Raw genomic sequence first — 19,947 nt, 5'->3', positions numbered from 1 at the left:
GTTTACTTTGAGTAAATGAGTTGTAATGCCAAAGAAGACTATTCGAAAGTTCTTACCAAATCCAGAGGTAATTCGACAAAGTAAGCTGCTGCAGCTGTTCGGTAACTTACTGCACGATGCCAACCTCTGGCATTTAAACCGGCGCTCGGCACGCGGGGGCATTGCTATTGGCTTATTTTGGGCCTGGATGCCAATGCCATTTCAAATGGTTGCATCGGCGGCAGCGGCCATCTTATTTCGGGTGAATTTACCGCTGGCAGTTGGTACCGTCTGGCTCTCCAACCCCTTTACCATGCCAGTGATGTTCTATCTCAGCTATCTGGTTGGGGCGGTGGTGTTGTCATCCCCTATCGAGCCTTTTGCGTTTGAAGCCAGCATTGAATGGTTAATCAGTAGCATGGCAACCATCGGCAAACCATTTTTATTGGGCTGTGTTTTAATGGGGTTAACGGCCAGCATTGTGGGCTACTTTGTGATTGACTGGCTCTGGGTGCTGTCTATCCGCCGTGCTCAACGCGATCGCCGTAACGGCATTAAGTGGCGTTAGGCTTTTTCTTACTTCTGCCCCAGCACAGCAGCAGGTAACGTTTTACTGGCCCGCCAGGCCGGATATATGGTTGCCACCAGGCTAAGAACCAAGGCAATAAGCACCGTCCAGACTAAATCGGTCCAGAGAAACAAAGAGGGAACAAAATCAATAAAATAAATATTGGGATCGAGCAGTGAGGTACCGGTCAACTCTGTGCTCCAAACAAAAATAGGCTCAATGTAGCGGCTAAGCAACCAGCCTATGACCGCTCCGCTCAAAGTACCTATCAGGCCATTCAACCACCCCAGCCACATAAAGGTTCGGATCACAGCGGCCGGAGCTAATCCCATGGTTAGTAAAATAGCAATGTCAGATTCTTTCTCCCGCACCGCCATCACCAGGGTCGCCACAATATTAAAACAGGCCACACCAATCACCAGTGCCAACACCAGATACACGATGGTGCGAACCATCTGAATGTCCTGATACAAATGACCTTGGGTCCGCATCCAATCCTGAAGATAGACATAGTCATCCGACAACATACCCAGTTCACGGGCTATCCGCGGCGCAGCGAATAAATCCTCCAACTGAAAAGCGAAGCCATGCACACTATCGGTTGGCATCTTTAGCCAGCCCGCCAACGCCGAGCTATCGACCCATACTTGCTGATAATCAAGCTGGCCACCGACCTGAATAATGGCCGTTACGGTTAACACCACCGTTTGACTGCTGGCCAATCGACCATCAGGGCGAAACTGTGGCAACATCAACTGCAGCTGGTCACCAGCACGAACACTCAGTGCATCTGCGACCCCTTGACCCAACACAATCGAGCGGCCATCCAACGAAGCAATATCGCCCTCGGTTAGGTACTGCTCAAAATTGGTGATCTGCCGTTCGGCATCCAATTCAATGCCTCTGATCATAGCGCCTTTCACTTGCTGGCCTTGCCGTAAAATGCCATTGCTCTTGATAAAGGGAGCGGACGCCGTTACCTCAGGATGTTGGCTCAAATGCTGCAGTTTAGCAGGCCAATCCATGATCTGAGCATCAACCGCTTGCAGCTCAACATGCGGGATCACCGCCAGTAAGCGATCTTTGAGTGCCTGCTCAAAGCCATTCATCACCGACAGTGCCAAAATCAATACCGCCACGCCCAGCGCAATGCCGATGGTTGATGAGGCAGAAATAAAGCGGATAAAGGCATTACTATGGCGTGTCGCCCGATAACGTCGCGCTAATTGCCACGAGAGACCTGCTTGCCTCAGCAGGGCTAACTTAGCCATCCGATCGCTCCAATACGCCGTCTTGCATCAGATAGTGCAGATCGCATTTAGCAGCCAGTTGCAGATCGTGGGTCACAATAATAAAGCTGGTGCCTAATTGCTGATTTAGCTCACGCAGCAACGCGTAAATGCTTTCGGCAGTTGTGTGGTCAAGGTTGCCTGTAGGCTCATCAGCCAGAACCAGCGCTGGTTTAGCCACTAGCGCGCGGGCTATGGCAACGCGTTGGCGCTCGCCGCCACTGAGCTCCGAAGGCCGGTGTGTCAGACGATGCGCTAAACCAACCCGGGTCAGCATGGCCTCAGCTTGCTGTTCCGCCACAGCTTTAGTTTCACCCCGGATCAACAAGGGCATCGCCACGTTTTCCAGAGCAGTAAAATCCATTAATAAATGATGAAACTGATAAATAAACCCGAGGTGCTGGTTACGCAGTTTAGCTTTTTGCCGCTCGGATAAACGAGCTACTTCCTGCCCCATCAGCTGCAGGCTACCGCTATCGGCCTGCTCAAGTGTACCAAGCAAATGCAGCAGGGTGCTTTTACCCGAACCTGAACTGCCGACAATAGCGACCATCTGCCCGGCGGACAACTCTAAACTCACCCCATTCAGTACCGGAGTCAGGTGCTGACCATCCCGAAACGACTTTACCAGTTGCTGGCCAGCTAACACTTTTTTATTCACGTTTGCATCATCCATCACGCTATTCATCACGAAGTACTTCCGCTGGTTCAATTTGCACCGCCCTCCAGGCAGGATAAATCACTGCCAGCATAGTTAACAGCAGGGCACTGCAAACAATCACAAGAATTTGAGAGACATTCATCACCACCGGCAGTTCAATCCCTCCGGCAATATAGATGCCAAACATACTGAGTAATGGGTTAATAAAATGACTGAGTAATGCACCAGCGATAGCCCCGGTGGTCGCGCCAATGACACCATTGCTCATGCCCTGCATAGCAAAAATGGTAAATAACTGGTAATTCTGCATGCCCTGAGTTTTCAAAATAGCCACTTCGGCCTGTTTTTCCGTCACCATCATCACCAATGCCGACACAATATTAAAAGCCGCTACCGCAACAATCAGCAACAGCATCAACCACATCATGGCTTTTTCCATCGCTACAGCGGCAAAAAGTTTACCATGGCTTTGCCGCCAATCCCGCACCTGGGTAAAATCAACTTGCTTGCTTAATAAGGTACTGAGTTTTGGTGCTTGAAAAGGCTCAGCCAATTGAATACGCCATTGCAATGGCGCCTGTGGTGCTAACTGCTGCAATTCGGAGAGCTTCACCACTGCCAACACCTGATCCAACTCGGACCCCGTATCCAACAGACCAGTAACCGTAAATAAACGTTGTCGCGGCATCCAGCCTAAAGGGGTATAACTGCCGCCTTGTGCCAGGGATAAACGCACAGAGTCGCCAAGAGAGACTTCGAGCTCTTCAGCCAGTTCCCGGCCCAATACAATGGGGAAACGGCCATTGTCTAACTCTTGCCAGCGCCCCAGAATCAAGCTTTGCGCCATAAATTCTGGTAACTGATCGACCTCAACACCTTGCAATTGTACCGGAGTAAGTTGACGAGGGGATTGCACCAGGGCTTCAGCTTCAACAAAAGGACTGATAAGGGCAATACTGGCATGGCGCTGCATGAGCCTTGCTTGCCAATCGTCAGCTGCCTGCTCTGAGGTTTGCACCACCAGATGTGGTAAAACGCCAAGAATGCGTTTTTTCAATTCGCCTTCAAAGCCATTCATCACTGAGCTGACAAGCGTCAACGCCATCACGCCCAGAAAAATTCCGGCGATAGAAAACAATGTGATAAAGGAAATAATGGCATTTCCTTTGCGGCTTTGGCTGTAACGCAGGCCGATCCATAAACTGACTGGAAGTTGCATCCTAATCTTCAGGACAATGTCACCGTAAAGTGGTAAAGTTGGACGCAATAGTATCAGACAATTCATCGTTCAGCATCCGCAAAAGGCCGCCTTATGGATCAAAATCAGCTGACACAGCTCAAAGAAGACTTTGCCGACTATTTCCAGATTGAAGATCGGATCCGTATCAATGCCGAGCCACTGGATAAAGATGGCGCAAACCTGTCGAAAGATGACTTCCTCGCGCTGATCCCGGAGCCTTTTTTGATGGCCGGCGAAATGATGCAACTGAACTCATCTTCACTACGCAGCTTATCGCGGCTAGGCGATGTTGCCGATGAACTCTGTCGATACTTGCAGCACATGGCCAGAAAAATGGATCTAATGATGCATTACGTGCTGCAACAACAAGATCAAATTGAGTTTCGTTACTACACCCATAGCTATGGTGGTTCAGGCTTATGTTTACTGAGCGAGCAACCCATGCAGGCAGGCGATTGGTTGCAGTTAAAAGTCTTTTTAGCGCAAGGTGAAGGCGCTGTTTTTTGCCTGGGACAAGTTATAGAATGTCGTCCACAGCAAGAACAATGGCTGGTCGATGTGGTGTATCGCCATATCCGCGATGAAGATCAAGAACTGATTGTCCGCGCCAGCTTGCATGAACAAACCCGGCAGTTAAAATTAAAAAAAGAACGTCGCTATGCTGACGACGCAAGCGAATAAAGGATCCAAAGTGTCAGATTACAAGCTGCCCAGTGAATGGGCCCCTCAAGACGGCATTATGCTCACCTGGCCTCACCACGACACCGACTGGGCCTACATGCTCGATGACGTTGAAGCGGTCTATCGTGAACTTGCCAAAGCCATTACCAGCCGGCAACAGCTGGTTATTGTCTGTCATAACGACTCGGTGCAACAGCATGTGGTGTCCTTGCTGAAAGACGATGGTATCGACTTTGATAGAGTGCATTTGGTGCAAGCTCCCTGCAATGATACCTGGGCACGTGATCATGGCCCCATCACGGTACTCAATCAGGATGGTGTGCCTTGTTTACTCGACTTTACCTTTACGGCCTGGGGCGACAAATTCAGCGCCAACCTCGATAACGACATTAATCAACGGTTGTTTCAGGCCGACTGCATCGCCGATGTGCCCAAAAAACGCATTGATCTGGTGCTGGAAGGAGGTGGCATTGAATCCGATGGAGCCGGAACCTTGCTGGCGACTAAAAAGTGTCTGCTCAACCCAAACCGCAACCCGTCACTCACTCAAACAGACATAGAGCAGCAGCTAAGCCATCATTTTGGCCTGCAGCGTATTCTCTGGCTGGAGCATGGCTACCTGGCGGGTGATGATACCGATGCCCATATTGATACGCTGGTTCGCTTTGCGCCAGATCGTACCCTGGTGTACGTTAGTTGCAGCGATCCAAAAGATGAGCACTTTCGCGAATTGCAAGCCATGGCGCAAGAACTAACCGAGTTAAAAACACTGGATGGCAACCCCTATCACCTGATCCCTCTGCCCTGGCCCGCCGCAAAATTTAGTGCAGAAGGCGAACGGTTACCGGCCAGTTATGCCAATTATTTGATCATGAATGAGGTCGTGCTGGTACCCACCTACCACGACAGTCAGGATGCAGTGGCACTGGCACAGATTCGCCGTGCCTACCCAAATCATGAAGTGATTGGCATCCATTGCCTGCCCCTTATTCAGCAATATGGCAGCCTGCATTGTGTCACCATGCAACTGCCCAAAGGTGTGCTCAAACCCCGTTCATGCTAACTGTTCATGCTAAAAAAGCGACAAGCCAACCTATGACCAAAAAAACCACTGCAGCTGTGTTGCAACAGCTGCCTGCGCTGAAGAAACAGGGCGACTTGATTAGCTGGGGCCAACTGCATGGCGCAGGTTTACCGCTCACGCTGGTTGAGCAGGCTCGTCAACACCCCTCGATTTACCTACTTGTGGTCGCAGATACGCCAACCGCTTTGCGGTTAGAGCAAGAGCTGCGGGTATTCGCTGACGAAGATGTCAGCATCCTCACACTACCCGATTGGGAAACGCTGCCGTACGATGTATTTTCACCGCATCAGGATATTATCTCGCAACGGCTGAAAACCCTGTATCAACTGCCACAACAGCAGCAAGCCATCGTCATTGTCCCGGTCAATACGCTGTTGCTTCGGGTCTGCAGCCCAGAATATCTTGCCCAGCATAGCTTGTTGATCGAAACCAAACAGCAACTCGATCTGGTGAAACTCAAGCAACAACTGACTGCTGTCGGCTATCGCGCCGTTGATCAAGTGATGGAACATGGCGAATTTTCCGTTCGTGGTTCCTTACTCGATTTATACCCGATGGGCAGCCAGTTGCCGTATCGCATCGACTTTTTTGACGATGAAATTGACGGCATCCGTATTTTCGATCCAGACAGCCAACGTACCTTAGAATCGATCGACCGCATTGAACTGCTGCCAGCACACGAGTACCCAACCGATCAAGCCGCCATCGATCGCTTTCGCAGCAACTACCGGGAACAATTTACGGCGCGTACTGAGCCGGAATCCTTATACCAACAAGTCAGCAAGGGCGTATTTCCAGCTGGAATCGAATATTACTTTCCTTTCTTTAGTGAAAGCAGTGCAACCCTGTTCGACTACCTGCCAGCCAACAGTCGTTGTTTGTTGGTAGGTGATATCGAGTTCAGTGCTGATAAGTTTTGGCGCGAATTGCAAAAACGCTACGATGATCGATGTGTTGATCCATTGCGGCCCATCTTGCCTCCGACTAGCCTGTATCTGCCTGTCGATCAGTTATTTTCCAAGCTCAAAGCCTTTGAACGGATAAAGCTGAGTAGTGCCACTCTGCCCGCTAAAGCAGGTAGCGGCAACGCCCCTTTTGCACCACTGCCTGAACTCAGCATTGTGCATCAAAACAAGCAGCCACTGCAGTTGCTGCAGCAGTTTTTACTGCAACTCAAGCAGCAGCAGGGTCAGGCACTGTTTTTTGTTGAAAGTGAAGGTCGCCGCGAAAGCCTGCTGCAGTTACTAAAAACCATTCAGCTCAGCCTGCCTCAGTTTGATAGCTTGACTGCGTTTTTACGCAGTAAAGATGATCTGGGTATTTTGGTCGGCCAACTGGAACAAGGTGCATTGGTGGAAGGCGCCACGCCATTAGCACTGATCAGCGAAAACGAGCTATTTGGTCAAAAAATCAGTCAACGCCGACGGCAAAAACGCAGCCAGCAAGTGTCTTCCGACACCATTATTCGTAATCTGGCCGAGTTGAGCCCCGGCCAGCCCGTCGTGCACTTACAGCATGGCATCGGCCGTTACCAGGGTTTACAAGTTCTGGACGCCGGTGGCATGAGTGCGGAGTTTGTTACCATAGAGTACGCTGGTGCCAGCAAGCTCTATGTACCTGTGGCCTCATTGCATCTGCTCAGCCGCTACAGTGGTGCTGAACCAGAGCATGCGCCGCTACACAAGCTGGGCACCGATACCTGGGAGCGAACCCGAAAAAAAGCGGCTGAAAAAGTACGGGATGTCGCTGCCGAGTTACTGGATATCTATGCCCAACGCGCTGCTCAAAAAGGCTATGCATTTAAACTGGATCAGGCCGAATATGCTGCTTTTGCCGATAGCTTTCCATTTGAAGAAACAGCCGATCAGCACGACTCCATTCAAGCCGTCTTAAACGACATGCAGCAAGCCAAAGCGATGGATCGTTTGGTGTGCGGGGATGTCGGCTTCGGTAAAACCGAAGTCGCCATGCGTGCAGCTTTTGTTGCAGTGCATGATCGCCATCAGGTTGCTATTTTGGTACCAACCACCCTACTGGCGCAGCAGCACTTTGAAAATTTTAGTGATCGCTTTGCCAACTGGCCAGTTCGGGTTGAAGTCGTCTCTCGTTTTATCAGCCCCAAACAACAAAAAGAGATTTTGGCCGATGCCAACGCCGGCAAAGTGGATATTCTGATCGGTACTCATAAATTACTGCAGGATGATATTCACTTTCAGAACCTCGGCTTGTTGATTGTCGATGAAGAACATCGTTTTGGCGTGAAACAAAAAGAAAAAATTAAAGCATTGCGGGCCAATATTGATATCCTGACGCTGACGGCAACACCGATACCGCGAACACTGAATATGTCGCTCTCCGGTATGCGTGATTTGTCCATCATCGCCACACCACCCGCCAAACGTCTGGCCGTGAAAACGTTTGTTCGCGAGTTCGATAGCGCACTGATCCGCGAAGCGGTACTCAGGGAAATTCTGCGCGGTGGTCAGGTCTACTTTTTGCACAATGATGTAGCCACCATCGAGAATATGGCGCAAGAGCTGGAAACCTTGTTGCCGGAAGCCCGTATCGCCATCGCTCATGGCCAAATGCGCGAGCGTGATTTAGAGCGCATCATGGCCGATTTTTACCATCAACGTTTTAATGTCTTGCTCTGCTCGACCATTGTTGAAACCGGTATCGATGTGCCAACCGCCAACACCATGATCATCAACCGGGCCGATAAATTTGGTCTGGCGCAATTGCATCAGTTACGCGGCCGCGTTGGTCGCTCTCACCATCAAGCCTATACCTATTTACTGACTCCACCGGTGAAGCGACTCACCAAAGATGCGAGCAAACGGTTAGACGCTATTGCAAGCTTAGAAGACTTAGGTGCAGGCTTTACCTTAGCGACCCACGATTTAGAAATACGGGGCGCTGGTGAATTGCTCGGTGATGAGCAAAGCGGCCAGATCCAATCGGTCGGCTTTCACCTCTATATGGACATGCTGGAACACGCCGTCGAGGCCTTGAAATCAGGCAAACAACCCTCACTCGACCAGATACTAAGCCAGCAGAGTGAAATTGAGCTGCGCATTCCGGCACTTTTACCAGAAAGTTATATTCCTGACGTCAGTATGCGGCTATCTTTTTATAAAAAGCTGGCCTCTGCTCAATCGGAACAAGAACTGGATGAAATTCAGGTTGAGTTAATTGACCGTTTCGGATTATTACCCGATGCCAGCAAGCATTTGGTCGCTGTGTCCGTCTTTAAATTGCAAGCACAAAGCTTAGGCATCAAACGCATTGAAGCGCATGCAAAAGGTGGCCTGGTTGAATTTATGGAACAAACACCGGTCGCACCAGGCTATATTATTGAATTGATCCAAACGCAGGCGAATACCTTTAAATTAGAAGGTGGGCAGAAGCTACGCTTCAGCGCCGAACTAACGGATACGCAGCAACGGCTAGCCTTCCTGCAGCGATTACTGCATAATTTCGCCAATCACCAGATGGAGAACGCATGAAACACAATTGGTTTACCGGCGCCCTGCTTTTGTTTATTAGCGTACTAGCGAGCCTGACTGCTAACCTGGCAGTTGCAAATGTGATTGATGCCTCCCGTGTTGCCAGTGGTGATCGTTGGTTTGAAGTGGAAATGATCGTCTTTCAGCGTCAACCCGATACCAACCTGATTGAGCAGTTTAATCCGGATGCCCAGCTGACTCCGCCCGCTCGCTACTTTGATCTGCTGCAGCCCTTGTATCAACCAGATATTGCCCCATTGTTACGTCAGCTTGAGCTCTGCCCAGAACAACAATCCGCAAACCAGAGCCAATCAATTGCGACTGGCCAATCAATTATGACTGATAGTATCGGGCAACCGGTTGATCTTAATCTCTATGTGGATGTGTTCACCCCACCTGTCATCGAAGGGTTTTGTATCTTCGAGCCCCAACCGTCACCATGGCAACACTCTTTGTTTGCCGACAATCAGTGGATAGCCAAGACACCAATGCCTGCATCATTGATGCAACAGCCGGTTGGAAAGTCCGCACATCAACCAATACCCTACTTGCTGCGACGCGACGCATTGCAGCTCGACTCCATTGCTCGTCAGCTGCAACAACAAGCGAATATTGACGTACTGTTGCACAGTGGCTTTCGTCAAGCTCCGGTGACCGATCGTCGCAGTATCCCCAGCCGCTGGTATGCCGGACACAATCTACGCCATAAAGACCCAGTTCAAACCAATGCCATGGGCCCACGGACACCAGCAAGCAGCCTTTCGCTACGGCCAGATCACTTGCTGGAGCGCATAGAACAACGCTATCAGCAACTAAGCACAGATGAACCGCTGCGACTTTATCGCCTCTCCAGTGCTGCTTATCAGGCAGATACACAGCAGGATATCGATGAAAACTCACCGTTATGGCAACTTGATGGCTTTGTGCGCGTTCATCTTGATCACTATTTATTTATCAATACCGACTTCATTTTGCGGCAACTGGCTAAGGACGATGAAGGTGCAATCCATCAGCATCGTATCCAGTTTAGTCGCCGGGTGATCAGTGGCGAAATGCATTACATCGACCACCCTCGCCTGGGAATGGTGGTGCAAATTCGTCGCTATCAACCGCCAACGGCAGAATCTGACCGCTCAAATTCCGCCCAATGATGGGTTGACAAGTGGTTTACCTTGAAGTAACCTCTTTTCGGTAACAAAACGATACATTTTCAGACTTACAATACACTCTGTGTCGCCCTAGAATGGTGCTATATCATAGAGTTTAACTGGGTGAAGCATGGAGCCACTACAGTCACAACCACAGTTTTCTGCATGGCAAATTATTATTCTTTTGTTACTGCTGGTTCTTACTACCTTAGGTCAGCCCTTGGTGTTATGGCTTTTTCCTATGCTAAGTGCATTGATCTCTGAACAAAGTCTGCAAATCCTGTTTCCTCTGCTTGGTATTGGTTTTATTACCCTTTTATTTGAGCAATGGGGCGTCATCCAGATGCGGCCCTACTTTATCAACTCAGGATTAACGTTGCCATTATTGGCTAGTTTTGCACTACTTTACCCCTTGTTGTCCTATTTTTAACAGAACCTTTCGGCAATAATCCAGTATACTAGGCGCTCATTTAGCGTTAAGAGTTCATTATGTCTATCAACTGGTTCCCCGGCCATATGCACAAGGCCCGCAAAGAAATTGCCGAGGTGATGCCTCAGGTTGATATCATCATCGAAATGCTGGATGCCCGTATTCCCTACTCCAGTGAAAACCCACTGGTGGCACAACTGCGCAAGCAAACCCCTTGTATCAAAGTACTCAATAAAGCCGATCTAGCCGATCCGGCCTTAACTCAGCAATGGGTTAGCCACCTTGAGCAAGAGCGAGGCATTCGTGCTCTGCCTACCAGCCAGCATGAACCAGAGCCCATTAAGCGCTTACTGGCTTTGTGTGAACAGTTATTGCCCGAACGGAATCTGAGCTTAAAAGGCGCCAGAGCCATGATCATGGGGATCCCCAATGTTGGCAAATCCACGTTTATCAATATCCTCGCAGGGCGCACCATCGCCAAAACCGGTAATGAAGCAGGCGTCACCAAAACCCAGCAACGTATTAAACTTGATAAAAATATCGTGCTTACCGATACTCCCGGTTTTTTATGGCCCAAGTTAAACCCACCCAGCTGCGGTTATCGTCTGGCCATCACAGGGGCCATCAAAGATACGGCGTTTGATTATGCAGATATCGCCCTGTTTGCGGCTGATTACCTGTTACAGGCCTACCCTGAAGCCTTAAAACAGCGCTTTCAGATCGATGAGCTGCCAGAGCAAGGGATCGAGCTGATGGATATCATCGGTGCTAAACGTGGCTGCATGCGTAAAGGCGGCGTGGTCGATTTGCAAAAAACCGGCAGCCTGTTGATTAGCGAGATCCGTACCAACCAACTGGGCCCTGTTACACTTGAAACCCCGGCCATGATCGTGCAGGAATGTGCAGAAGCCGAGGCCGAAAACGCCCACAAAGCAGCAGAAAAAGCAGAACGGGAAAAGCTTCGCCAGCAGCGCGCTAAAAAGAAATACCGCTAAAGAGCGGTATTTGCATCCATGCATGGCTTACGGTAAGGCTTAACCACCAAACCGGGAACGTCGCTCAGTGCTATCAATTAACTTATTGGGCCGGTTCAGCGGTTGGCCTCCATCACGAGCTATCGGGATCCATGGGATGTAACCACCACCACGCGATGGCCGCAACGACATCAGATCAAATGGGATTTGCAGATAAAATCCTTTCGTAAAGCTACCTTCACCATAATCCTCAGCTGACACATTAGTAATTGCAGCGAAAGCACCAACCTGAATACCGCTATCAAATCGTTTAGTAAAATCAAAGGTGACGCCGGTATCACGGGCTAAATAACGACCAATATTGAAGGTAAGTCGAGTGTCCTCTAAAAACTCAGGCTCCCAATACACGTTAACATGACCAGTCAATACCTTGTAATCACGCAAAGCAAAATCACTTTCGAATGAACGTTGCTGAACATAGTTGAGATCAAAGCCAATAGCCCAGGCACTATCAACAGGACGATACAGTACCTCGGTGCCAACACCTGCGTACATGGTTTCCAGATAACCACCGTAGGCCTGCGCATAAACATCTGGCAATATGCGCTGCTCGTAGTTAGCAAACAGTGCTTCCATGGTAAAACGGCTACGAGTTACATATTCCCTGATGTAGGTCCTCACACGAGGCAGAGGCGTATCCTCTGCATCCACGGTAAAATTAAATTTATCAAAATTCTCAACTAGTGTGATTTTCCCCACTGCGTTCAGACTAAACCGCTCATTTAAGCGATAACCTACCGATGGCATTACACCACCCTGAAACATATAAAAAGCTTCAGGGCTTCCGAACATTTGCAGCCAAAACGTCTCAAGCCCATAACCCAATCCACGGTTTCTCGCCTGATAGTTCCATTCGGTACCGTCATAAGTGGCTGGAGCGGTACGAATATAAGTGGACCGGATATCTGGTTGTAAACTTTCATAGCGTGCAGCAGCCTTAAACTCGGTGGCATTAACCACGGTTTCCAAGACTGGGTAGGTTCCGCCTTGTTCAATAATGCGGTACTCAGTTACAGTATCAGGTAACTCCGTCGCCAAAATACGGGCGATACGGTTGATGGACTCATCGTAATCACGGTATTTCACTTGAGAGCCGGCTAAGATGACCTGTTCATCAGTCACCTTTAACTTTGTGACCAGATAGCCAGCCTCTGCACGAAGCATTGCACGTAAGCGCCGATCTACAGGTCGCTCGTCGACGGGTCGCTCTGCCATTAAATCACGTGGTGCCCGATCAATTTTTGGTTGTTGCAACTGATGAAAATTCATCACATAACTCACGCCAAAACCCATCGTATTGCCACGTTGATAGTTCAGATTGACATCCAGATTATTCCAACGATACACCGCAGCAGCATTCCAACGGCTATCCTGCACCATATCACCTGCACGATCACGCGAGTAATCATTAGCTTCGTATTCAAGCTTTAATCGAAGTGGCTGCCATGGCGTCTGGTATTCCAAGCCACCAAACAAAGCAACTGGCCCTTTAAAAAAGTTTTGATAATCAATTTTTCCGCCCCGGCCTCCAAAGCCACCACCTCGGCGACAAAAGGAATCGCGAAGCTGACAAAAGGGGTTACTGATATCATCGGAACGCCCTAAATATCCCCAGCCCATGCCAAGATGTACGTCCAGATTACCAAAACGTTTGCTGGCACTGATAAACTCACTGTCAAAAAATCCGGTACCGCCAAAATCACGAAAACCCACACTGAGTTCTGGCCACCAGTAATCCTCTTGCAGCAAACGGAACTTAACATCAATGCCTTTATCTTTAAGAGTCTGGTCACCACTAAAGCCGGGAAAAGGGCTATAAAGTTGGGTACGAACATCGGTGTACCGAACCGTCGACTCCATCCAGGGAAAAAGCTGTATGCTCGCGGACCAGAAGCGATACTCTTCGTTATCAGAGTAATTTATGCTGAAACTACCCGCTTGCTTCATACGGGCTGTTGGCGTTTGAATTAAACCAGTCCCACCATGAGCTGCTTCTGACAAGAAAAACTCCCGCGAAGTAAACCCATTCTCTGCTAAGGCAGCCGTCCATGGGGCCAAAGCAAGCCCAATAGCAACAGACAACATCCGTTTTTTCATTCAACCACTATCCTATGAAGCGCAAGTTCTAATAAATCATCGTTTAAATGACGGTAAGCACGCGGTAACGCTCGCGGAGCAAAGGGGATCAACAGCTGCGCGCCAGGTTGCAACTCATCATACTGACGATTCCAGTAGGCAACACCAACCTGCTTCACCGTCGCATCAGGCTGCAGTATCCATACATGGCTCCGCGCCGAAAGCGGTAACCGATAACCAGACACCAAATAGTCCTTAGCAGGCGTAGCTCGTTGATGCTGCATCGGTGCCGCCTCTTGATACAAACCAATCGGGTGTATCACGCGAGGGCGTGTAGGAACTGATAAATAATACGCTCCCTCATCCAATTGTGGATTAAATGCCAACTGGGTACGGGCTTTGTCTACATCAATGACGATAGGGATCCGAGACGCAACCCGCCATTGCCGAACTTGCAAATACAACAACTGAATCGCATTCGCTTTGTGTTGTTGCTTTTTCGTCTGGTAATGATCGCGTAGTTGCTGTAGTTGCTGCAAAAATTGCTGCTGCTTCTCCTGCATACGCTCATCCCGCCGATGCAAGCTAGCTGCGGGCCAATAGGTACTGGCATTCGTAATTGCATACTGCAATACATCAAGTAACCGTGGCTGCTCGGTAAACTGCAGAAGCTGATCACCGAGCTGGACCTCAACAACGATCTGCGAAACTGATTGATCAGACGTATCAGAAGCAACAAGACTCGATGTAGACAACATCAAGATAAGTAATAAGGTATAACGGAAGTATCTCATGGTGAAGGCGACTCAATGACCATTTTAAGCTGCCGGGCCAACGGACTTATATAAGTAAATTCCAACGTAGGTCCTTGATGGGTTAGTTGTTGCTCACTTTTGACTAACAAGCCACTTTGGGCGTCAAACCAGAAGTAATTTTGAAAGCTTTTGTCAATATCCGGCAAGTGAACCGTTTCAACAAATACCCGGGTCGGGATCGCCTGCTCAAACAGTTGTAATGTTTCCATTTTCACTTCACGAAAACCAGACTCCATGGCATAACCACTCGCACCCATCCCCCAATCCACCAACCGAAGCCAAGAGGCGGCTTGAGCTAACTGATCAGGTCCTTGTTTCAGTGGGTCTGAGTGAGTATTGCTGACAAAGTTCAGCTCAGTAGTGAAATTCGCACTACGAACCAATCGTCCTTGCTCCAGCACCAGAACGGCTGAATCAGCAGAAACCCATTTATGCTGACCATGCTCAAGAAAAGCCAGTGTTAAAGCCACACGCGGGCCATCATTCACACGAACATACAGCAAGTCATAAGAGGAGCTTTGAACCTGATCCAAGGTCAGCTCGACATCAGGTGTGGTAGAAAAAGCTGTTTTCAAATCATTATAATAGACCCTTGGTGTGCCGCCACACGCCAACACCATACTCGCCAGGCCTGACACCGCAATGAGCCGGAAAAAAAATCGTTTCAACGTTGCATCCATTTAAAGCTCAACCAAATAGAACTCACGAAAACATAGCTTTTCAAAGCTTATTCATCCTGAGTTCATCAAAGCAATACGCATTAAAAAGCCGCCTGTAAGGCGGCTTAAATAATCAACACTGAAACGAGCTTAGCCGCCAGTGGTCGTTACTGTCATGGTGCCAGTACCGGTGCCGGTAACTGTGCCAGTCACTGGTGGTTCAATTGGCTGACACTCGCCGTCAACCAGCTCTTCACCCGGACCACAATCTTCACCGCCGCCGTCATCAATAGACGTACTACGGCTGTTAGAGATGATAGCTGCAGCAACTGCAACACCAACAACACCAGCCACAACATGTTCAGTTTTAACATCACCAAAAGCACCAGCGGCGCTTCCGCCAGCCTGGTCTTGAGCAGCAACACTACCAGCAGTGAATGCCAGAGTAGCTGCCATTGCAATAAATACTTTTTTCATTAAAGATCCCTCAAATGATTGCATTACGAATAATGTGATTAGAGTAAACGATAGAGTGGCTAAAAACAAGCACTTCACGCTGAAAATCTGAATATTTACATTTCATAACAAGTTAGGGGGCCAACTTAGCTTCAACTTCATTCATCACCGCTGGTTTGGCAACATTATCGACCAACAAGGTTGGCCCGGTTAGCTCATCTGTGGCCTGCGAATTAGTCACATTGTACACCAGATCACTCGGAGCTTCCTGATAAAAGAACTCAGCAGGAGCATTACGTAACAACTGAATAATACTCTTTACTGAGAAATGATGGCAGTGGTGATCCAATTCCTGCAACAATGGCATCATTTCGCTCCAATCCAGGCAAATTTCATCCGCCGCCATTATACGAGGATGATCTGTTTGTCGAACATTTTCACCAATCAATAGTTCTTCATACAGTTTTTCACCCGGCCGTAGCCCCGTATAACGAATTTCGATATCACCATTTGGATGTTGAGCATCTTTGACTTCCAGACCCATCAAATGGATCATTCGCTTGGCTAAATCAGCAATCCGTACCGGCTCCCCCATATCCAATACGAAAACATCACCACCTTGCCCCATAGCCCCGGCCTGAATCACCAACTGAGCCGCTTCCGGGATGGTCATAAAATAACGGATAATTTCTTTGTGAGTCACGGTTACCGGACCACCACGACGGATTTGCTCACGAAACAGCGGTACCACTGAGCCAGAGGAACCAAGCACATTACCAAAACGTACCATGCAAAAACGAGTGTAGCTCTGGCGTTGCGACAATGCCTGCAGCACCAGCTCAGCCAGGCGCTTGGATGCCCCCATCACATTGGTTGGCCGCACTGCTTTATCGGTTGAAATCAATACAAAATTTTCTACCCCAGCCGCTATAGCAGCTTCAGCAGCATACCAGGTACCAAAAACATTGTTACGAACCCCTTCCACCACATTGTATTCCACCAAGGGCACATGTTTATAGGCTGCGGCATGGTAAACGGTTTGTACTGAAAAGCTCTTCATCACCGTTTCAATCCGGCTGCGGCGCTGAACCGTTCCCATCATGGGCAGTAGCTCAATATCCAACTGCTCTTTACTGATAATGGACGAAATCTCCTGCTCTATGCTGTACAACGCATACTCTGAGATCTCAAACAAGATCAGACTTTTGGGTTCGTAGTGGATAATTTGACGACAGAGCTCTGAACCAATAGAACCACCGGCTCCGGTAACCATGACGACTTTACCGCGAATATTGGCATGCATTAACTTCAATTTAGGAGATACTGCGTCACGCCCCAGCAAGTCTTCAATTTTTACATCCTGCAACTCATCGATGCGCATGGCACCATCCACCAAGTCACTCATGCCGGGAATGGACTGCACAGGCACTGGCAACTCTTCCAGTTTATCCAACACATCCCGGCGGCGGGAGCGCCCAACGGAAGGAATTGCGAGTAAAACACGATTGATGCTGTACGCTTTCGCCAGGCTGGCAATATGAACCGGGTTACCAACCGGAATACCCAAAATAGTCGAGCGCTGTAAGGTTGCATCATCATCAACAAACAACACCGGATGGTACTGCTCACCATTAAACAGTGACAAAGCCAGTTGCCGGCCAGCTGAGCCTGCGCCATAAATCAGTACCCGCTCTTTATGTGCATTATTGCGTTGCACCAAAAACATCCGGGCCAACAAACGGCTACCGCCGGATGTCAACAATGCAATCAAGGCGTATACAAAAATGAGATTGCCTTTATCTTCAACGTGAAACACTGCAAACAATAAGGTCAGTACAAAAGCGCTGGAAACAATACCGGCCAACACCGCACCCAGCGCATGCTGACCAATGTACCGTATCACCGCACGATAAAGTCCCAACTTTGTAAAAATAAACAAGGTGATAGGTAACGATATAGCAAAAGACAAGGCGATATCAGGCACCGAGACCATAGAGCCATTTTGGGTCAGAAAGTAAGCGACGACCAAAGAAAACATCAGAAAACCAATGTCGGCGCACACCAAAATAATACGTTTAAACGAACGCGGAAGGTTTAATAACCAGCTCAGCACAATGATTCTCCAAAGGCCCAATGCAAAACAAAACAGCGAGAGTATAACGTAAAGTTATCTTTGCGCAAAACTCTGGCGCGGCATCAAGATGCCGCATCCTCAGGTAAGAGTGGCTTTTCGACAAGCAACCGCTGTAAAAACTGCCGAAACTCCGCTCCTAAAACAGGGTCACGCATGCCATACTCGACAAAAGCAGCCATATATCCTAATTTATTACCGCAATCGTGACTTCGACCGGCAATGTGATAGGCATTAACCGCTTCTTTCTCCATCAGCATGGCAATGGCGTCGGTTAACTGAATTTCATCACCTGCCCCAACTGGTGTTTTTTTCAGGCAAGGCCAAATGTTAGCACTGAACACATAGCGACCAACAACCGCCAAATTGGACGGTGCTTCTTCTTGCTTTGGTTTTTCCACAATCGCGGTCATGCGCGATGACTGATTCGTCATCAACTGATGCCCTGCGACATCGGCCACACCATAGCTACTGACGCTTTCAATAGGTACCGGCTCGACCATAACCTGACTGGTCCCACTTTCAGCAAAGAGCTGTACCATTTTTGCCAGGTTATCTTTGCGTAAATCGCTGTCGTATCCATCGACCAATACATCAGGTAACACCACAGCAAATGGTGATTCACCAATTAACGGTAACGCACAAAGTACAGCATGCCCTAACCCTTTGGCTTCCCCCTGACGAACATGCATGATAGTGACATCTTTCGGGCAGATCCCTTGCACTTCATCCAGCAACTGACGCTTCACCCGCTTTTCTAACATCGACTCCAGCTCAAAGCTTTTGTCAAAGTGGTTTTCAATCGAGTTTTTAGACGAATGCGTCACCAGTACAATATGCTTAATACCGGCCGCAATGCACTCCTTGACCACATACTGGATCAATGGTTTATCAACCACAGGCAGCATTTCCTTCGGGATAGCTTTGGTGGCAGGTAACATCCTGGTTCCTAATCCCGCAACGGGGATCACAGCTTTTTCGACGTTCATAAGACTCCCTTTTAGTCGTTCCCGAACAAATCCCGGGTATATACTTTCTCAGCAACATCACTTAATGCATCGCTACGCCGGTTGGCAACAATCACATCAGATAGCTGTTTAAATTCGTTCAGGTCACGGATCACCCGGGAATGATAAAATGAATCAACCTGCAATTCAGGCTCAAACACGATCACTTCAATGCCTTTGGCCTTAATGCGCTTCATGATGCCCTGAATCGCTGAGGCTCTGAAGTTATCAGAACCAGTCTTCATCACTAACCGGTAAACACCGACTACCTTGGGCTTACGCTTTAGAATGGCTTCAGCAATGTAATCTTTGCGGGTACGATTCGCATCAACAATCGCCTGAATAATGTTGTTTGGTACATCCTGATAATTGGCCAGCAGCTGCTTGGTATCTTTTGGCAAACAATAGCCGCCATAACCAAAGCTAGGGTTATTGTAATGATTGCCAATACGAGGGTCGAGCCCAACACCATCAATAATTTGCCGTGAATCCAGACCATGACTCTCAGCATAGCTATCAAGCTCGTTAAAGTAAGCAACCCGCATCGCCAAATAGGTATTGGAAAACAATTTAATGGCTTCGGCTTCGGTATTGTCGGTAAACAGTACCGGAATATCCTGCTTGATAGCACCTTGGCACAACAAGTCAGCAAAGCGCTGAGCTCGCTCAGAGCGTTCCCCCACAATAATACGCGATGGATACAGGTTATCGTACAAAGCCCGGCCTTCCCGGAGGAATTCGGGCGAAAAAATCAGATTATCGGTTGTCATTTTTTTGCGTAAATTCGCAGTAAAGCCAACCGGAACCGTGGATTTAATGATCATCACTGCCGAAGGGTTCACTTGCATCACGTCCCGGATCACAGCCTCAACGCTACTGGTATTAAAAAAGTTGGTTTCAGGGTCGTAATCCGTCGGAGTAGCAATAATAACAAAGTCTGCATGGCTGTAAGCGGCAGCTTTATCCATCGTGGCTTGAAAGTTTAGAGGCTTATTGGTAAGAAAGTCTGCAATCTCAGCATCATCAATCGGCGACTGGCCCGCATTTAACATGGCCACTTTTTCTGCCACGATATCCACAGCGATCACCTTATTGTGCTGTGCTAGTAGCATGGCATTCGATAAGCCCACATAACCTGTCCCGGCTATGGCGATATTTAAACCCGACATTATCTGCTGTTTTC

17 protein-coding genes are annotated in these 19,947 nt (G+C 48.7%); 7 read left to right on the top strand and 10 right to left on the bottom strand.

Annotated elements, in window-relative coordinates; genetic code table 11:
• Positions 1-25: 25 nt before the first annotated feature.
• Positions 26-547 (top strand): DUF2062 domain-containing protein, encoded by a 522-nt coding sequence (locus tag Q3O60_RS12085; protein ID WP_305894196.1) that lies wholly within the window; start codon positions 26-28, stop codon positions 545-547.
• Positions 548-555: 8 nt separating this feature from the next.
• On the opposite strand, the gene Q3O60_RS12080 is transcribed toward Q3O60_RS12085, so the two are convergent.
• From Q3O60_RS12080 to Q3O60_RS12070, 3 genes are read right to left on the bottom strand one after another with little or no spacing between them, the layout of a single operon-like run.
• Entirely contained in the window at positions 556-1,818 is a 1,263-nt protein-coding gene (locus Q3O60_RS12080) for a lipoprotein-releasing ABC transporter permease subunit (RefSeq protein WP_305894195.1), read from the bottom strand.
• Positions 1,811-2,512: a lipoprotein-releasing ABC transporter ATP-binding protein LolD gene (gene lolD / locus Q3O60_RS12075; RefSeq protein WP_369812666.1), complete on the bottom strand. Its 702-nt coding sequence runs from the start codon at positions 2,510-2,512 to the stop codon at positions 1,811-1,813. Before lolD ends, Q3O60_RS12080 begins: the two co-directional genes overlap by 8 nt.
• A 4-nt stretch (positions 2,513-2,516) precedes the next feature.
• Positions 2,517-3,716: a lipoprotein-releasing ABC transporter permease subunit gene (locus tag Q3O60_RS12070; protein ID WP_305894194.1), complete on the bottom strand. Its 1,200-nt coding sequence runs from the start codon at positions 3,714-3,716 to the stop codon at positions 2,517-2,519.
• Between the two features lie 93 nt (positions 3,717-3,809).
• Between Q3O60_RS12070 and Q3O60_RS12065 the strand changes: the two genes are divergently transcribed.
• The 6 genes from Q3O60_RS12065 (at position 3,810) to ylqF (ending at position 11,581) form a co-directional block, all read left to right on the top strand.
• Positions 3,810-4,418 (top strand): PilZ domain-containing protein, encoded by a 609-nt coding sequence (locus tag Q3O60_RS12065; RefSeq protein WP_305894193.1) that lies wholly within the window; start codon positions 3,810-3,812, stop codon positions 4,416-4,418.
• Entirely contained in the window at positions 4,396-5,481 is a 1,086-nt protein-coding gene (locus tag Q3O60_RS12060; RefSeq protein ID WP_305894192.1) for an agmatine deiminase family protein, read from the top strand. Before Q3O60_RS12065 ends, Q3O60_RS12060 begins: the two co-directional genes overlap by 23 nt.
• A gap of 32 nt (positions 5,482-5,513) precedes the next feature.
• Positions 5,514-9,008 carry a transcription-repair coupling factor gene (mfd, locus tag Q3O60_RS12055; RefSeq protein WP_305894191.1) on the top strand — a complete coding sequence of 1,165 codons (3,495 nt, stop codon included), beginning with the start codon at positions 5,514-5,516 and terminating at the stop codon, positions 9,006-9,008.
• On the top strand, positions 9,005-10,159 hold the full coding sequence (locus tag Q3O60_RS12050) for a CsiV family protein (protein ID WP_305894190.1): 1,155 nt from the start codon (positions 9,005-9,007) through the stop codon (positions 10,157-10,159). Before mfd ends, Q3O60_RS12050 begins: the two co-directional genes overlap by 4 nt.
• Positions 10,160-10,286: 127 nt before the next feature.
• Complete coding sequence (locus Q3O60_RS12045) at positions 10,287-10,586, top strand: hypothetical protein (RefSeq protein WP_305894189.1); 300 nt, start codon at positions 10,287-10,289, stop codon at positions 10,584-10,586.
• Between the two features lie 59 nt (positions 10,587-10,645).
• Positions 10,646-11,581, top strand: coding sequence for a ribosome biogenesis GTPase YlqF (gene ylqF, locus Q3O60_RS12040; protein WP_305894188.1), 936 nt, complete (start codon positions 10,646-10,648; stop codon positions 11,579-11,581).
• A 39-nt stretch (positions 11,582-11,620) separates the two neighbouring features.
• Here ylqF and Q3O60_RS12035 read toward each other — a convergent pair whose 3' ends face one another.
• The 7 genes from Q3O60_RS12035 to Q3O60_RS12005 all read right to left on the bottom strand — a co-directional run bounded on the left by Q3O60_RS12035 (position 11,621) and on the right by Q3O60_RS12005 (position 19,933).
• On the bottom strand, positions 11,621-13,717 hold the full coding sequence (locus Q3O60_RS12035) for a YjbH domain-containing protein (protein WP_305894187.1): 2,097 nt from the start codon (positions 13,715-13,717) through the stop codon (positions 11,621-11,623).
• The gene (locus Q3O60_RS12030) at positions 13,714-14,490 is read right to left on the bottom strand and encodes a capsule biosynthesis GfcC family protein (protein WP_305894186.1); all 777 of its coding nucleotides are present in this window, start codon (positions 14,488-14,490) and stop codon (positions 13,714-13,716) included. Before Q3O60_RS12030 ends, Q3O60_RS12035 begins: the two co-directional genes overlap by 4 nt.
• Positions 14,487-15,179: a YjbF family lipoprotein gene (locus Q3O60_RS12025; protein WP_305894185.1), complete on the bottom strand. Its 693-nt coding sequence runs from the start codon at positions 15,177-15,179 to the stop codon at positions 14,487-14,489. The genes Q3O60_RS12030 and Q3O60_RS12025 overlap by 4 nt, the downstream gene beginning before the upstream one ends.
• 141 nt (positions 15,180-15,320) lie before the next feature.
• Positions 15,321-15,647, bottom strand: coding sequence for a hypothetical protein (locus tag Q3O60_RS12020; RefSeq protein ID WP_305894184.1), 327 nt, complete (start codon positions 15,645-15,647; stop codon positions 15,321-15,323).
• Between the two features lie 112 nt (positions 15,648-15,759).
• On the bottom strand, positions 15,760-17,739 hold the full coding sequence (locus Q3O60_RS12015; protein WP_305894183.1) for a polysaccharide biosynthesis protein: 1,980 nt from the start codon (positions 17,737-17,739) through the stop codon (positions 15,760-15,762).
• Between the two features lie 83 nt (positions 17,740-17,822).
• Positions 17,823-18,746: a UTP--glucose-1-phosphate uridylyltransferase GalU gene (gene galU, locus Q3O60_RS12010; RefSeq protein WP_305894182.1), complete on the bottom strand. Its 924-nt coding sequence runs from the start codon at positions 18,744-18,746 to the stop codon at positions 17,823-17,825.
• An 11-nt stretch (positions 18,747-18,757) separates the two neighbouring features.
• Entirely contained in the window at positions 18,758-19,933 is a 1,176-nt protein-coding gene (locus Q3O60_RS12005; RefSeq protein ID WP_305894181.1) for a nucleotide sugar dehydrogenase, read from the bottom strand.
• Between the last annotated feature and the right edge of the window lie 14 nt (positions 19,934-19,947).

It is taken from the genome of Alkalimonas collagenimarina (assembly GCF_030717845.1).
GTDB lineage: Bacteria > Pseudomonadota > Gammaproteobacteria > Enterobacterales > Alteromonadaceae > Alkalimonas > Alkalimonas collagenimarina.
Note: the sequence above shows the minus strand (reverse complement) of the source record. Positions and strands in the feature narration are given on the sequence as shown.

Excerpts from the sequence above, each read along its gene's own strand:
- Q3O60_RS12085 (WP_305894196.1), top strand. The coding sequence starts at position 26 with ATGCCAAAGAAGACTATTCGAAAGTTCTTACCAAATCCAGAGGTAATT.
- Q3O60_RS12080 (WP_305894195.1), bottom strand. The coding sequence starts at position 1,818 with ATGGCTAAGTTAGCCCTGCTGAGGCAAGCAGGTCTCTCGTGGCAATTA.
- lolD (WP_369812666.1), bottom strand. The coding sequence starts at position 2,512 with ATGGATGATGCAAACGTGAATAAAAAAGTGTTAGCTGGCCAGCAACTG.
- Q3O60_RS12070 (WP_305894194.1), bottom strand. The coding sequence starts at position 3,716 with ATGCAACTTCCAGTCAGTTTATGGATCGGCCTGCGTTACAGCCAAAGC.
- Q3O60_RS12065 (WP_305894193.1), top strand. The coding sequence starts at position 3,810 with ATGGATCAAAATCAGCTGACACAGCTCAAAGAAGACTTTGCCGACTAT.
- Q3O60_RS12060 (WP_305894192.1), top strand. The coding sequence starts at position 4,396 with ATGCTGACGACGCAAGCGAATAAAGGATCCAAAGTGTCAGATTACAAG.
- mfd (WP_305894191.1), top strand. The coding sequence starts at position 5,514 with ATGACCAAAAAAACCACTGCAGCTGTGTTGCAACAGCTGCCTGCGCTG.
- Q3O60_RS12050 (WP_305894190.1), top strand. The coding sequence starts at position 9,005 with ATGAAACACAATTGGTTTACCGGCGCCCTGCTTTTGTTTATTAGCGTA.
- Q3O60_RS12045 (WP_305894189.1), top strand. The coding sequence starts at position 10,287 with ATGGAGCCACTACAGTCACAACCACAGTTTTCTGCATGGCAAATTATT.
- ylqF (WP_305894188.1), top strand. The coding sequence starts at position 10,646 with ATGTCTATCAACTGGTTCCCCGGCCATATGCACAAGGCCCGCAAAGAA.
- Q3O60_RS12035 (WP_305894187.1), bottom strand. The coding sequence starts at position 13,717 with ATGAAAAAACGGATGTTGTCTGTTGCTATTGGGCTTGCTTTGGCCCCA.
- Q3O60_RS12030 (WP_305894186.1), bottom strand. The coding sequence starts at position 14,490 with ATGAGATACTTCCGTTATACCTTATTACTTATCTTGATGTTGTCTACA.
- Q3O60_RS12020 (WP_305894184.1), bottom strand. The coding sequence starts at position 15,647 with ATGAAAAAAGTATTTATTGCAATGGCAGCTACTCTGGCATTCACTGCT.
- galU (WP_305894182.1), bottom strand. The coding sequence starts at position 18,746 with ATGAACGTCGAAAAAGCTGTGATCCCCGTTGCGGGATTAGGAACCAGG.
- Q3O60_RS12005 (WP_305894181.1), bottom strand. The coding sequence starts at position 19,933 with ATGTCGGGTTTAAATATCGCCATAGCCGGGACAGGTTATGTGGGCTTA.